The sequence below is a fragment of the Geodermatophilus sp. SYSU D00814 genome (assembly GCF_054050055.1).
This window is the reverse complement of the sequence record NZ_JBJGYP010000021.1, coordinates 1-13,994: the sequence shown is the minus strand read 5'-3', so window position 1 is coordinate 13,994 and position 13,994 is coordinate 1. Positions and strand designations below refer to the sequence as shown.

Below are 13,994 nucleotides of genomic sequence, written 5' to 3'. Positions count from 1 at the left end.
AGCATGGCCACCGACATCGACACCGGCAGCGACACCGGCAGCGACACCGAGCAGGCGCCCTGGCGCGACCCCGCCCTCCCCGCCCAGGACAGGGTGGCCGACCTCGTCCGGCGCATGACGCTGGAGGAGAAGGTCGCCCAGCTGTACGGCGTCTGGGTGGGCATCGACGCGACCGCGGGCGAGGTCGCCCCGCACCAGCACGAGATGGCCGCCGCGCCGGTGGACTGGGAGGAGCTGATCCGCAGCGGGCTCGGGCAGCTGACCCGGCCGTTCGGGACGGCGCCGGTCGACCCGCTCGTGGGGGCCAAGGGCCTCGCGGAGAGCCAGCGGCAGATCGTGGCCGCCGGCCGCCACGGCATCCCGGCGCTGGTGCACGAGGAGTGCCTCACCGGGCTCGCCGCCTGGACCGCGACCGCCTTCCCCTCGCCGCTGTGCTGGGCGGCCGGCTTCGACCCGGACCTCGTGGAGCGCATGGGCGCGCTCATCGGGCAGAGCATGCGCCGGCTCGGTGTCCACCAGGGGCTCGCCCCCGTCCTCGACGTCGCCCGCGACCTGCGGTGGGGACGGGTCGAGGAGACCATGGGCGAGGACCCGCACCTGGTGGGCACCATCGGCAGCGCCTACGTCCGCGGCCTGGAGTCCAGCGGCGTCGTGGCCACGCTCAAGCACTTCGTCGGCTACTCCGCCTCCCGGGCCGGGCGCAACCTCGCGCCGGTCTCCGCCGGCCCGCGGGAGATCGCCGACGTGCTGCTCCCGCCGTTCGAGATGGCCCTGCGGGCGGGTGCCCGGTCGGTGATGAACTCCTACACCGACCTCGACGGCGTGCCCTCGGCGGCCGACCCGGCGCTGCTCACGTCCCTGCTGCGGGAGACCTACGGGTTCACCGGCACCGTGGTCGCCGACTACTTCTCGATCGCCTTCCTGCAGACCCTGCACGGCGTCGCCGGGTCGCCGGGGGAGGCAGCCGCGCGTGCCCTCGAGGCGGGCATCGACGTGGAGCTGCCCACCGTGGCCTGCTACGGCGAGCCGCTGGTCGAGGCGGTGCGCGCCGGGGCCGTGGACGAGGGCCTGGTGGACCGGGCGCTGCACCGCGTGCTGCTGCAGAAGTGCGAGCTGGGCCTGCTCGACCCCGACTGGTCGCCGGACTCGCCGGCCGTCGTCGACGGCGCGGTCGACCTCGACTCCGCGGAGTCGCGCGCCGTCGCGGGGGAGCTCGCCCGCCGCTCGGTGGTCCTGCTCGCCAACGACGGGACGCTGCCGCTGCGGCCCGGGCTGCGCCTGGCCGTGGTGGGCCCCCGCGCCGACACCGCGCAGGCGGTGCTCGGCTGCTACTCGTTCCCGATGCACGTCGGCGTGCACCACCCCGAGGTGCCCGTGGGCGTCGACATCCCGACGCTCGCCGACGCGCTGCGGGCGGACCCGGCGGCGTACGACGTCGTCGTCGCCGAGGGCTGCCCGGTGCTGGGCGGCGACGACGAGGGCATCGCGGCCGCCGCCCGCACCGCGGCCGAGGCCGACGTGTGCGTCGCCGTCCTCGGCGATCAGGCCGGCCTGTTCGGCAACGGCACGTCGGGGGAGGGCTGCGACGCCGTGGACCTCCGGCTGCCCGGCCGCCAGGAGGAGCTGCTCGAGGCGCTGCTGGCGACGGGGAAGCCGGTCGTGCTGGTCCTGCTCGTCGGGCGCCCCTACGAGCTGTCGCGCCAGGTCGACCGGCTCGCCGCGGTCGTCTGCGGGTTCTTCCCCGGCGAGGAGGGCGGGCCGGCGGTCGCCGACGTCCTCAGCGGCCGGGTGTCCCCGTCGGGCCGGCTGCCGGTGAGCTTCCCGCGCGCGGGGAGCAGTCAGCCGGCGACCTACCTCGCGGCGCCCCTGGGCCGGCGCACCGACGTGAGCACCGTCGACCCGACCCCGCTGTTCCCCTTCGGGCACGGGCTGGGGTACGGCTCGGCGACCTGGGCCGGCGTCCGCGCGGTCGGCGGACCGGAGTGGGACACCGACGGCACCGCCGAGCTGGAGGTCGACCTCCGCAACGACACCGAGCGCGAGGTCACCGAGGTGGTCCAGGTGTACCTGCACGACCCCGTCGCCGAGGTGGTCCGGCCGGTGCAGGCCCTCGTCGCCGCCCGGCGGGTCGACCTCGCGCCGGGGTCCGCGGCCACCGTGCGGTTCACCCTGCACGCCGACCTCACCTCGTTCACCGGGCGCGACGGCACCCGGGTCGTCGACCCCGGCGAGGTGGAGCTGCGGGTGGGCGCCTCCAGCGCCGACGTGCGCGAGGTGCTGCCCTTCACGCTGACCGGCGACCGCCGCACGGTCGGGTTCGAGCGGGTGCTGCACCCCGAGAGCGCCGTCTCGCGGAGCGGGGACTGATGCCGCAGACCGACCTCCCGCTGGAGGAGCTCCGGCGCTACGACCCGCGGCTCCCGGCGCCGGACGACCTGTGGGAGTTCTGGGACGCCACCCTGGAGGAGGCGGCCGAGATCCCGCTGGACGCGTCGTGCACCCCGGTCGACACCGGCCTGGTGACCGTCGAGACCCGGGACGTGTCCTTCGCCGGCGCCGGCGGGTCCGAGGTGCGGGCCTGGCTGCACCTGCCCGCGCGCGCCCTGCGCGGGGACGCTCCCCTTCCCGGGGTCGTCCAGTTCCAGGGCTACAACGGCGGGCGGGGCCTGCCCTACGAGCACGTCCTCTGGGCGTCGGCGGGGTTCGCGCAGCTCGTCGTCGACACCCGCGGGCAGGGGAGCGGCTGGACCGGGGGGGACACCGGCGACCCGGTCGGCTCCGCGGCCGCCCAGCCCGGGTTCCTGACCCGGGGCGTGCTGTCCCCGCAGGACTACTACTACCGGCGCGTCTACACCGACGCCGTCCGGGCGGTCGAGGTGCTGCGCGGCCACCCGGAGGTCGACGGCGACCGGGTCTCGGTGACCGGCATCAGCCAGGGCGGCGGCATCGCGCTGGCCGTCTCGGCGCTCGCCGGCGGGGTGCGGGCGGTCCTGCCCGACGTGCCGTTCCTCTGCGACTTCCCGCGGGCCGCGCGCACCGCCGCCGGCGACCCGTACGCCGAGATCGTGCGGTACCTCGGGGCGCACCGCGACCGCGTCGACCGCGTCTTCGCGACGCTCGCCTACTTCGACGGCGCGGTCCTCGGCCGCCGGTCGTCGGCGCCGGCCCTGTTCTCCGTCGCCCTCATGGACGAGGTCTGCCCGCCGTCGACGGTGTTCGCGGCGTACAACGCCTACGGCGGCCCCAAGGAGATCGAGGTCTACCCGTTCAACGACCACGAGGGCGGGGAGGCGCACCAGCAGCGTGCCCAGCTCTCCTGGTTGCGCCGCCGGCTCGGGGGAGAGGGGGTCTGATGCTGCGCGCCCGCCTCACCGTCGACCGGGCCCGCCCGGTGGGTCCGGTGTCCCGCCGGCTCTTCGGCGCCTTCGTCGAGCACATGGGGCGCGGCGTCTACGGCGGCATCCACGAGCCGGGGCACCCGACGGCGGACGAGGACGGGTTCCGCCGGGACGTCATCGACCTCGTCAGGGAGATGGGGGTGACGGCGGTCCGCTACCCCGGCGGGAACTTCGTCTCCGGCTACCGGTGGGAGGACGGCGTCGGCCCGCGCGAGCAGCGCCCCGTCCGCCTGGACCTGGCCTGGCACAGCACCGAGACCAACGAGGTCGGGCTGCACGAGTTCGCCGCGTGGCTGGAGTCGGTCGGCGCCGAGCTCGTGCTCGCCCTCAACCTCGGCACCCGCGGGATCCAGGAGGCGCTGGACCTGCTCGAGTACGCGAACCTGCCGTCCGGGACGACGCTCGCCGAGCAGCGGATCCGCAACGGGCGCCGGCAGCCGTTCGACGTGCGGATGTGGTGCCTCGGCAACGAGATGGACGGCCCCTGGCAGCTCGGCCAGCGGTCCGCGGCGGACTACGGCGAGCTCGCCGCCCGGACCGCCAAGGCCATGCGGCAGTTCGACCCGGACCTCGAGCTGGTCGCCTGCGGCTCCTCGGGCGCCGGCATGCCGACCTTCGGCGAGTGGGAGCGGGTCGTCCTCACCCACGCCTACGACGACGTCGACCACATCTCCTGCCACGCGTACTACGAGGAGAAGGACGGCGACCTCGGCTCCTTCCTCGCCTCGGCGACGGACATGGACCGCTTCATCGAGACGGTCGTCGCCACCGCCGACCACGTGAAGGCCGTCCGCAAGAGCACGAAGACGATCGACGTCTCCTTCGACGAGTGGAACGTCTGGTACCTGTCGAGGGTCCCGGCCGGCCTCGCGAGGCGGATCGACGACTGGCCCGTCGCGCCGCCGATCAGCGAGGAGCCCTACACCGTGGCCGACGGCGTCGTCGTGGGCAGCCTGCTGATGTCGCTGCTCCGGCACGCCGACCGGGTGACGAGCGCCGCGATGGCGCAGCTCGTCAACGTGATCGCCCCGATCGCGGCCGAGCCCCAGGGGCCGGCGTGGCGCAAGTCGACGTTCTTCCCGTTCGCGACGACCTCCCGCCTGGCGCGCGGCGTCTCTCTCCGGGTGGGCGTCGACTGCCCCTCCTACGACACCGCCGCGTACGGGGAGGTGCCCGTCGTCGACGCCGCCGCCACGGCCGACGACGGAGGCGCCGCGCTCTTCCTCGTGAACCGCTTGCGGACGGAGGAGGCGGAGGTGACCGTCGACCTCGCGCCGCTGGGCGTGGACACCGTCGCGGAGGCACTCACGCTGTCCGACCCGGACCCGTACGCGGCGAACACCACCGACCGGCAGGACCGGGTCGGGCTCCGGCCCACCCCCCGGGCCGAGGTGGCCGGGGGCACGCTCCGCGTGACCCTGCCGCCGGTCTCCTGGACGGCGGTCTCCCTCTCCTGACCCGCGGGGCCGGCCGAACGCGGAGGGGACGGGACCGGTCAGAACCCGGACGCGGTCAGCCAGTCCAGGAACGCGGGGAACCAGGCGTCCGAGGGAGCCCCCTGCGGCGTGATGCCGAAGCCGTGCCCGCCCCGGGCGTAGGCGTGGGCCTCGACCGGGGCGCCGGCGCGCCGCCAGGCGTCGTAGAGGCGGAGCGAGCTGTCGACGATCGTGTCGCCGAGCGCGTCGTCGGTGGCCCAGGCGAGGAACATCGGCGGCGCCGGCTCGGGCACCGGGATCCCGTCCCACCACGCCGGGTAGACCGGCGCGACGAACGACGGCCGCTCGGCGGCGGTCCCGTCGAGGGTGGTCACCAGCGACACGAACGCGCCGGCGGAGAACCCGAGCATGCCGATCCGGTCGGGGTCCAGGCCCCAGCCGGCGGCGTGGTCCCGCACGTGGCGCACCGCCGCAGCGCCGTCGGCCAGGGCCGGTGCCCGCTGCGCCCGCGAGACGCCGGCGACGTACGCCGGCTCGCCGAACACCCGCTCCAGCACGGCCCCGAACTCCGGCTCGGCGACCGGGGTGGGCACGACCCGGTAGTGGAGCACGAAGGCGGCGATGCCCCGCTCGGCGAGCCGCTCGGCCACCCACGCCCCCTCGTTGTCGACGGAGAGGAAGTGCAGGCCGCCACCGGGGGCGACCACCACGCCGGTCCCGGTGCGCCTGCCCGGGGCCGGGAGGTGGGCGGTCAGCGTGGCGGCGGCGACGTTGCGGAGGTTCCGCCGGTCGTCGGGGTCCCAGGGGAGGCGGAAGACGATCGGGGCGTCCGCCGCCTCGTGCTCGCCGAGCGGAACGGGCTTCAGGCGCTGCACGTGCGCTCCTCGTGGTGGGTCCTCGCGGTCGCCAGGTGCTACCTCCGCGCCAGGGCCGCCAGGGCGGCCTCGATCCGCTGCCGCGTGTCGTCGGAGGTCCACCCGGCGACGACGGCCGCGTCGTCGCCGGAGGTCGCCTCGATCGCCGCGTCGGCGGGGCGGTGCAGGGCGGCCTTGGTCAGCCGGTAGGACCGCGGTGAGCGGCCGGCCAGTTCGGCGGCCAGCCCGACCGCCCGCGGCAGCAGCTCGCCGGGCTCGGCGAGCTCGTCGACCACCCCCAGGGCCAGCGCCCGCTCGCGGTCGGCGGTCTGCGCCCCGAGCAGCACCCGGCCGGCGCGGGGGCCGAGCGCGTGCCGGGCGATCTCCAGGGCGGCGGTCGGGAAGGGGACGCCGACGGCCAGCTCGGTCAGCCCGATCCGCCCGCCCGACATCAGCCGCAGGTCGCAGGTCAGGGCCAGCACGCAGCCGCCGGCGACGGCGTGCCCGTTGACCGCGGCGACCGTGGGCCGGGGGTGGTCGAACACGGCGCGGAACGTGCGCGACAGCGCCGTCAGCAGCGCCTCGGTGTAGGGCCGGCCGCCGTCGAGGATCCGGCGCAGGTCCACCCCGGCGGAGAACGACGAGCCGGTGCCGGTGAGCACCAGCGCGCGGTCGGACGCGGTGACCGCCCCGGTGAGGGCGTCGAGCAGCTCCACGTCGAGGGCGCCGACCCGGCCGTGCTCGATGCGCAGGACGGCGACGTCGCCGTGCTCCTCGGTGACCAGCACCGCGTCATCATCCACCCGCACGGTGCCCCGCGGCGGGGCCGTCCCGGAGCGGTCCGGAGCGGCCCCTGGACGCTCCGGGTGTCAGACGGTCTCGGGTACCCGGAGGTGGGCGAGGACGAGGTCCATCTCGGCCACGTCGAGGACGTCGACCCCCATGGTCCGGACGCCCTCCTCGCGCAGCGTGCGGGCCTGCTCCCGCGACTGCTCGAGGGCGGCCCGGCCGTCGAAGACCACCGTGCCGACGGCGTCACCGGTCTCCCGGTCGACGAGCATGCTCAGGCTGCAGAAGCCGGGCATCTCCTGGATCCGCGGCGCCAGGCGGGTGCGGTAGGCGTCGAGCAGGTCGTCCACCCGGCCGGCGTCGCCGTGGATCCAGGTCAGCCGTGCGCACGCGCCGTCCCCGCTGGTGTGCTCGCGGTGGAGGACGGCGATCTCCCACTCGCGCACCTCGAGGTCGTCGCCCGCCCCGAAGCGGTCCATCAGTTCCCGGCGCATCGGGGCGACGCGCTCGGCGCTGGCCTCCATGGCCTGCCGGTCGGCCCAGGCCGACGTCGCGATGCACCGGCCGGTCTCGCGGTCGCAGACCATCGACAGGCCCACGCAGCCGGTCATGTCCCGCACGGCCGGCCAGACCTCGTCCCGAACGTAGGCGATGGCGTCGTCCATCGAGCCGGGGGTGCCGCGGATGGTGGTGGATCGGGCGTACATGCCACCCTCCCTTCGGACGGCGGCGACGCCCCTGCGGCATCGCCGCTCTCCCGAGGGTCCTCCCTCGCCGGGTGCCGGACAACGGCCCGCCGCGCGGCGGGCCGCCGTCCCGGGGCGCGCTCAGCCGCCGTCGTCGACGCGGGTCTCGGTGGCCCGGTAGCCGCCGCCGGGCCACTCCCACCGGCCGTCGACGGTGCCGGCGGCGCGGTCGATCGTGCCGTGGAAGCGCGCGGGGGAGTCCTTCGCGCCGTGCCAGACGGTGAGCTCGTCGCCGTCGACCTCCCAGACGTACTCGAGCGCGAAGGAGCAGTACGGGCCGGGGCCCTCGTTGCTGAAGAACATCGAGCGCAGCGTCTGCTGGGCGTGGTCGTAGCCGATGTACTCGGCGCCGTCGCGCTCGTCCCCGTCGATCCGCACCTGCTGCACGAGGAAGTGGCCGCCCTCGAGCCAGCGCCGGGTCACCGTGCCGGTGAAGGGCGCGCCGCCGTCGAGGTCGCTGCCCTCGAGGCGCCACGTGCCGGCCAGCACGTCGAGGTCGCGCAGCCTCGGGTGCGGCTCGGGGGCGCGGGGTCCGCCGGTCTGCTCGGCGCGCTCGGGCTCGGTCATGACGGGGTCCTCTCGGGAGGGGCGGGGGCGGTGCGTCGAGTACGCAGACCCCCGCGGCGGGCGGGAGTCATCGCCGCCCCGACCCTCGCGAGCACGTCGTGCGAGCAGTACGGCTAGAAGGCGTAGTGCAGGACGATCGTCCCCTTCCGCGACCACGACGTGCTCAGCGCCGACAGCCGGTAGTACAGCCGCCAGAACGGCGGGAACTGCGCGATCTCGGGCTCGCGGCTGAGCAGGATCTCCCGGACCAGGTGCAGGCGGGGGTTCCAGCGCTCGGGTTCCCGGGGGTCGTCGAAGCCGGGGTTCCTGAGCAGGTCCGCGACGCCCTTCGTGCCGGGGACGTGCTTGGTCGCCCAGATCGCGAAGCGGGAGTAGCTGTTGAAGGCGATCTCCCCCGTGGGGAAGTGGGCGACCAGCCGGTCGAGCAGGGAGGCCATCTCCTCCCGGCTGAGGAACCCCATCAGGCCGTCGGCGACGACCACGGCCGGCCGGTCGGTGGGGAGGGCGTCGAGCCAGGCCTCGTCCCTGACGTCCGCGGCGGTGCCGTGCGGGTTCGCGGAGTCCGGCAGGACGCGCTCCCGGGCGTCCGCCACCGCGGGGAGGTCGACGTCGTACCAGTCGGCGGTCGGCGGCGGGCGGATGCGGGACGCCCGGCTGTCCAGCCCGGCGCCGAGGTCGAGCCCGACGGCCTCCGGGTGGCGGGCCAGGAAGCCCGACGCCACCTCGTCGAGCCGCTTGGCGCGCAGCGCGCAGGTGTTGACCAGGTTGGCGTCGATGTGCAGCGGCCCGTAGTCGTAGTCCAGCGCGCGGACCACCTCGTCGGCCACGGCGTCGCCGAGGACCGGGCGCGGCGAGCGGTTGTCGAGCGCCCGGCAGCACAGCGTCAGGTACAGGCTGTCTTCCAGCGGCGGGAAGGCCGGGAGGGCGATGGCCATCGGGAGCCCCCTCGGGTCGGCGGGGGAGGTCGAGGAACCGCTCAGGGGTTCACTGCACCGCTCCCGGACGCGCGGGGCCAGGGCCGTTCGGCCCCGCCCCTGCGGGCACGCCGGTGCGGACGGCGGCGAGGACGCACACGTCGTCGTCGCGCTCGACGGCGGTGTGGCTGCCCTCGATGACGTCGCGCACGAGCCGGGCCGCGCTGCCCGTGCGGCTGCGGGCGACGACGGACACGAGGCGGTCGACGCCCTGGTCGAGGTCCGCGTCGCGGCGCTCCACCAGCCCGTCGGTGTAGAGGAGCAGGGTCCCGCCGACCTCGAGGGTGGTCCTGCCCACGGGGTAGGCCGCGTCGGCGGTGACGCCGAGCGCGCGTCCCCGGGCGCCGTCGAGGAGCGTCACCGAGCCGGCCGGCGTCTGCAGCAGCCCGTACGGGTGGCCCGCTGCGGCGTACTCCACCGCGCCGGTGGCCAGGTCGAGGAGCAGCACCGACGCCGTCGCCATCGCCGGGGCCAGCGAGCCGATGAGCAGCGCGTTGAGGCACGCGAGCACCTGGCCGGGGCCGCGGCCGTCGCCGACGTGGGCGCGCATGGCCCCGCTCAGGCGGGCCATGAGCCCGACGGCGGGAGGGCCGTGCCCCACGACGTCGCCGATCGCCAGGACGAGCCGGCCGTCGGGCGCGGGGAACACGTCGAACCAGTCGCCGCCCAGGCGGACCTCCTGCGAGGCGCCGAGGTAGCGGGCGGCGAGGTCCAGGCCCGGGACGGTCGGCAGCGGGGGAAGCAGGCTGCGCTGCAGGTCCTGCAGCACCTGGCGCTGCCGGCCCAGGGTGGCCTGCAGCTCCTGCTCCAGACGGCGGACCTCGGTGACGTCGCGGGCGATGGCCGCCACCCCGACGATCGGGCCGCCGGGCGTGCGGACCGGGAAGAACGACTCGATCCAGGTGCGCGTCGTGCTCGGGTCGGCCGGCGTGCTGCCGGTGATCTCCACGTCCCGCAGCGGCTCGCCGGTGTCGAGGACCCGCCGCAGCAGGGGTTCGGCCGCGGCGCGCAGCTCGGGCACGACGTCGAACACCGGCCGGCCCTCGTGCTCGGCGACGGACGGGCCGTTCATCGCGGCCAGCTCCTCGTTGATCCGCAGGAAGCGCATCCCGGGGTCGATCAGCGCGAAGCCGATCGGGGCGTCGTGGAGCAGGGTGGAGACGATCGCGGCCTCCGACTGCGCCAGGTGGCGCAGCCGCTCCTCCCGGCTCAGGTCGATGACCACCGCGACCCACTCGTAGGGGTCCCAGCTCAGCGCGGCCAGCGCCGCGAGCACGGGCACGCGGCTGCCGTCCGGGCGCCGGAACTCCTTCTGGAAGAACGTCGACCCGGTGCGGCGCACCGCGTCGACCGCCCCGGCGTCACGCTCGGCCTGGTCGGGCGGGGTGATCGCCGGCCAGGCGATCCCGCCGTCGAGCGCGGCGCGCTCCAGGCCCAGGATGCGCAGCAGCTCGTCGTTCGCCTGCTCGATGAGGTCGCCGGTCCCCGAGGCCATGCCGACGGCGTCCCCGGCGAAGAGCGCGTCCAGCCCCCGGGCCCGGCGGAGGAGGTCGGCCGATGGAGGGCCCGCGTCCATCACGGCCGGGGAGTCTGCCAGGATCTCCGGCGCGATCGCGATGGGTCACCTCGGCGTGACCCGCAGAGCCGTCAGCTGACCGGCCACGCCGCCCCTCCCGGACTCCGGAGCACACCCTGACCGACACCTCCCGCACCCCACCCCCGCCGACGCCGCCCACCGCCTCCGAGGCGGCGACCGAGCGCCGGACCACCGACCCGGTGCCGGCCGGGTCCGCCGGTGAGGTCCGGCTGGTCCACTGGCGGGCCGCCGGGGTCAGCGTGGTGCTGGCCACCGGCACGGTGGGCGGGCTGCTGCCCTCGATCGTCCACTGGGGCGAGGACCTCGGTGAGCTGGGGGAGGAGGACCTGGCCGCCCTGGACGTGGCCGCGACGACGTCGGTGGGGGACCACCCGACCGACGTGGTGGTCCGGCTGACCCCGCTGCCCGAGCACGCCCGCGGCTGGGTCGGCCGGCCGGGGCTGGAGGGGTCGCGGGCCGGCCGCGACTGGTCCCCGGTCCTGCGGCTGCGGTCCCAGGAGCTCACCGACCCCGGTGCGGGGACCGCCCGGCTCGTGGCCACCGCCGACGACCCGGTCGCCGGGCTGGAGGTGTCCCTCGAGCTCGAGCTCACCCCCTCGGGCCTGCTGCGGGCCCGGGCGCGGCTGACGAACACCGCCGCGGAGCCCTACCGGCTCGACGCGCTGCGCCTGGTGCTGCCGGTGCCGCCGCAGGCCGTCGAGCTGCTGGACCTCACCGGCCGGCACACGATGGAGCGGGTGCCGCAGCGCACGCCGTTCGCCGCCGGGCTGCACTCCCGGGAGGTGCGCACCGGCCGCACCGGGCTGGACGCGGTGCACCTGCTCTGCGCCGGCACCCCCGGCTTCTCCTCCGCCGAGGGCGAGGTCTGGGCGGTGCACCTGGGCTGGTCGGGCAACCAGGTGCACTACGCGGAGAAGCTGCACAACGGGGCGCGCGTGCTCGGCGCCGGGGAACTGCTGCTGTCCGGGGAGGTGGAGCTGGCGCCCGGGGCCTCCTACGACTCCCCGTGGCTGTTCGCCTCCCACGGCCGGGGCCTCGACGCCGTCGCCGGCCGGTTCCACACCTGGCTGCGCGCCCGCCCCACGCACCCGGCCCGCCCGCGGCCGGTGACGCTGAACACCTGGGAGGCGGTGTACTTCGACCACGACCTCGGCCGGCTCACCGGGCTGGCCGAGACCGCCGCCCGGCTCGGCATCGAGCGCTTCGTCCTCGACGACGGCTGGTTCGGCTCCCGCCGCGACGACACCTCCGGCCTCGGGGACTGGCGGGTGTCGGCCGACGTCTGGCCCGACGGCCTGCACCCCCTGGTCGACCGCGTGCACGAGCTCGGCATGGAGTTCGGGCTGTGGGTGGAGCCGGAGATGGTCAACCTCGACTCCGAGCTGGCCCGCGCGCACCCGGAGTGGCTGTTCAGCGCCGGCGGGCGCGTCGGCGACCCCTCCCGCAACCAGCACGTGCTCGACCTGGCCCACGCGGGCGCCTACGAGCACGTGCGCAGCCACCTGCAGGCGCTGCTCGACGAGTACGACATCGTCTACCTGAAGTGGGACCACAACCGCTATCTGGTCGACGCCGGGCACACGCCGGGCGGGGAGCCGGGGGTGCACGCCCAGACGCTGGCGACCTACCGGCTGCTCGACGAGCTGCGGGCGGCCAACCCGGGCCTGGAGATCGAGTCCTGCGCCTCCGGCGGGGGCCGGGTCGACCTGGGCATCCTGCAGCGCACCGACCGGGTGTGGGCCTCGGACACCAACGACGCGCTCGAGCGCCAGGGCATCCAGCGGTACACCCAGCTCCTGCTGCCCCCGGAACTGGTCGGCACGCACGTGGGGCCGCCGCGCTCGCACACCACCGGCCGCACCCACGACCTGTCCTTCCGCGCCGGCACCGCGCTGTGGGGGCACATGGGCGTCGAGTGGGACCTCGCGGGCGTCCCAGACGGCGAGCTGGAGGAGCTGGCCGCCTGGATCGCGCTGCACAAGCGGCTGCGCCCGCTGCTGCACCGCGGCACCGTCGTCACCGGCGACCACCCCGACCCGCAGGTGCAGGTGCACGGCGTCGTCGCGCCCGACCGCGGCGACGCCCTGTACGCGCTGGTCGCCGTCGGCCGCTCGGTCACCTGGCCGCCGGGCCCGGCCCGGCTGCCCGGCCTGGACCCCGACCGCCGCTACCGCGTGCGCCTGCAGCCCCCGGGCGTCGACACCGGCGGCGCCTGGCCCGGCCTGCCCCCCTGGTGCGCCGGCGAGGACGGCGTCGTCCTCCCCGGCCGCGTCCTCGCCCGCGCCGGGCTGCAGGTCCCGCCGGTGCACCCCGAGCACCTGCTGCTGGTCCGGGCCACCGCCGTGGCCGACGGCTGAGGGCGGCCGTCGTGCAGGTGCGGCCGCGCGGGCTCGTCCTGCTCGTGGCGCTCGCCTCCGCCGTCGCCCAGGCCTTCGGCCGGTTCTCCTACGCGCTGCTGCTGCCGGCGATCAACCGCGACCTGCTGGGCTCCTACGCGGTGGCGGGGCTGGTCGCAACGGCCAACGTCACCGCCTACCTCCTGGGGACGGTGGCCGTCAGCGCGCTGTCCCGCCGGGCGCGGCCGGCCGCGATGATCCAGGCCGGGCTGGCCTGCAGCGCCGTCGGCCTGGCGCTGCTCACCCGGGCCGGCGGCGTCGGGGGGCTGGCCGCCGGGCTGACGCTGACCGGCGTGGGCGGCGCGTTCATCTGGGTGCCGGCCCCCGGGCTCGCGGGCTCGGTGGTCCGCCCGTCGCGCCGCGGCGCGGCCATCGGCGTCGCCGGGTCGGGCATCGGCGGCGGGATCGTCTTCGCCAGCGCCCTGACCTGGGTGCTGCAGTCCCGCGGCGGCGACGCCTCGTGGCGGACGGTCTACCTGGTGGAGACGGCGATCGCGGTGGTCGCGCTCGTCCTGTGCCTGCTGCTGCTCCGCCCGGCCCAGCACCGCGACGACGACGCCCCGGTCCGCACCGCCCCGCTGCGGCGGGTCCCCGGCTGGATCGGGCTGACCGGCGGCTACGCCGCCTACGGCCTGGCCTACTCCGTCTACACCAGCTACCTGGTGACCGCGCTGGAGGACGACGCCGGCTTCTCGGCCGGCCACGCGTCGGCGGTCTACACCCTGGTCGGCGTCGGGCTGGTCGCCGGCGGGGTGGTGCTCGGGCCGCTGTCGGACCGCTGGGGGCGCGGCGCCACGCTCGTCGGCGGCTACCTGGCGATGGCCGGCGCCATCCTGCTCGTCCCGCTGGGCCGCGAGCCCCTGGCCTCGGCGTCGGCCCTGGTGTTCGGGCTGACGATGTCCGGGCTGCCGGCGGTCATCGCCGCCCGCCTGTCGGACTTCCTGACCCCCCGGGAGTTCGCCGGCGCCTTCGGCCGCTGCACGCTCGCCTTCGGCCTGGCCCAGCTGTGCGGGCCCCCGCTCGGTGGCGCCCTCGCCGAGGCGACCGGCGCCTTCCTCGTCCCGTTCCTCCTCGCCGGGCTCGCCGCGGTGGCCGGCGCCGTCCTCAGCGTCGACGTCCTGCGCGCTCCGGCCGCGGGGGGGGCGGGGGGGGGGGGCGCCGGGGGGGGGGGGCCCCCCCCCCCCCGGCGGGGGGGGGGGGGGGGGGGGCCCGGCGCGGGCGGGGGGGCGCGGGTGGG

11 protein-coding genes are annotated in these 13,994 nt (G+C 76.3%); 5 read left to right on the top strand and 6 right to left on the bottom strand.

Going from position 1 to position 13,994, the window contains the following annotated elements; genetic code table 11:
* Window positions 1-3: 3 nt before the first annotated feature.
* From ACI780_RS16890 to arfA, 3 genes are read left to right on the top strand one after another with little or no spacing between them, the layout of a single operon-like run.
* Entirely contained in the window at window positions 4-2,367 is a 2,364-nt protein-coding gene (locus tag ACI780_RS16890; RefSeq protein WP_457004365.1) for a beta-xylosidase/alpha-l-arabinosidase, read from the top strand.
* On the top strand, window positions 2,367-3,353 hold the full coding sequence (locus ACI780_RS16885; protein WP_457004363.1) for an acetylxylan esterase: 987 nt from the start codon (window positions 2,367-2,369) through the stop codon (window positions 3,351-3,353). The genes ACI780_RS16890 and ACI780_RS16885 overlap by 1 nt, the downstream gene beginning before the upstream one ends.
* Window positions 3,353-4,855, top strand: a complete 1,503-nt coding sequence (gene arfA, locus ACI780_RS16880) for an arabinosylfuranosidase ArfA (protein ID WP_457004361.1) — start codon at window positions 3,353-3,355, stop codon at window positions 4,853-4,855. The genes ACI780_RS16885 and arfA overlap by 1 nt, the downstream gene beginning before the upstream one ends.
* A 38-nt stretch (window positions 4,856-4,893) precedes the next feature.
* Here the strand turns inward: arfA and ACI780_RS16875 are convergent, their stop codons facing one another.
* The 6 genes from ACI780_RS16875 to ACI780_RS16850 all read right to left on the bottom strand — a co-directional run bounded on the left by ACI780_RS16875 (window position 4,894) and on the right by ACI780_RS16850 (window position 10,340).
* The gene (locus ACI780_RS16875; RefSeq protein ID WP_456871812.1) at window positions 4,894-5,709 is read right to left on the bottom strand and encodes an alpha/beta hydrolase; all 816 of its coding nucleotides are present in this window, start codon (window positions 5,707-5,709) and stop codon (window positions 4,894-4,896) included.
* A gap of 38 nt (window positions 5,710-5,747) precedes the next feature.
* Window positions 5,748-6,476 (bottom strand): enoyl-CoA hydratase/isomerase family protein, encoded by a 729-nt coding sequence (locus ACI780_RS16870; protein WP_457004358.1) that lies wholly within the window; start codon window positions 6,474-6,476, stop codon window positions 5,748-5,750.
* An 81-nt stretch (window positions 6,477-6,557) separates the two neighbouring features.
* On the bottom strand, window positions 6,558-7,184 hold the full coding sequence (locus ACI780_RS16865; protein WP_456871810.1) for an antibiotic biosynthesis monooxygenase: 627 nt from the start codon (window positions 7,182-7,184) through the stop codon (window positions 6,558-6,560).
* Window positions 7,185-7,304: 120 nt separating this feature from the next.
* The gene (locus ACI780_RS16860; RefSeq protein WP_457004356.1) at window positions 7,305-7,790 is read right to left on the bottom strand and encodes a hypothetical protein; all 486 of its coding nucleotides are present in this window, start codon (window positions 7,788-7,790) and stop codon (window positions 7,305-7,307) included.
* A gap of 113 nt (window positions 7,791-7,903) precedes the next feature.
* Window positions 7,904-8,725, bottom strand: coding sequence for a class I SAM-dependent methyltransferase (locus ACI780_RS16855; protein ID WP_456871808.1), 822 nt, complete (start codon window positions 8,723-8,725; stop codon window positions 7,904-7,906).
* Between the two features lie 49 nt (window positions 8,726-8,774).
* The gene (locus tag ACI780_RS16850; protein WP_456871819.1) at window positions 8,775-10,340 is read right to left on the bottom strand and encodes a SpoIIE family protein phosphatase; all 1,566 of its coding nucleotides are present in this window, start codon (window positions 10,338-10,340) and stop codon (window positions 8,775-8,777) included.
* Between the two features lie 200 nt (window positions 10,341-10,540).
* Here ACI780_RS16850 and ACI780_RS16845 point away from each other — a divergent pair, with 200 nt between their 5' ends.
* Complete coding sequence (locus ACI780_RS16845; protein WP_457004354.1) at window positions 10,541-12,718, top strand: alpha-galactosidase; 2,178 nt, start codon at window positions 10,541-10,543, stop codon at window positions 12,716-12,718.
* Between the two features lie 11 nt (window positions 12,719-12,729).
* Window positions 12,730-13,994: MFS transporter (locus ACI780_RS16840; RefSeq protein ID WP_457004352.1), on the top strand; the 1,265-nt coding region annotated here is incomplete at its 3' end.

Bases quoted from the DNA above. Each gene is read 5' to 3' on its own strand.
- ACI780_RS16890 (WP_457004365.1), top strand. From the start codon at position 4: ATGGCCACCGACATCGACACCGGCAGCGACACCGGCAGCGACACCGAG.
- ACI780_RS16885 (WP_457004363.1), top strand. From the start codon at position 2,367: ATGCCGCAGACCGACCTCCCGCTGGAGGAGCTCCGGCGCTACGACCCG.
- arfA (WP_457004361.1), top strand. From the start codon at position 3,353: ATGCTGCGCGCCCGCCTCACCGTCGACCGGGCCCGCCCGGTGGGTCCG.
- ACI780_RS16865 (WP_456871810.1), bottom strand. From the start codon at position 7,184: ATGTACGCCCGATCCACCACCATCCGCGGCACCCCCGGCTCGATGGAC.
- ACI780_RS16860 (WP_457004356.1), bottom strand. From the start codon at position 7,790: ATGACCGAGCCCGAGCGCGCCGAGCAGACCGGCGGACCCCGCGCCCCC.
- ACI780_RS16855 (WP_456871808.1), bottom strand. From the start codon at position 8,725: ATGGCCATCGCCCTCCCGGCCTTCCCGCCGCTGGAAGACAGCCTGTAC.
- ACI780_RS16850 (WP_456871819.1), bottom strand. From the start codon at position 10,340: ATGGACGCGGGCCCTCCATCGGCCGACCTCCTCCGCCGGGCCCGGGGG.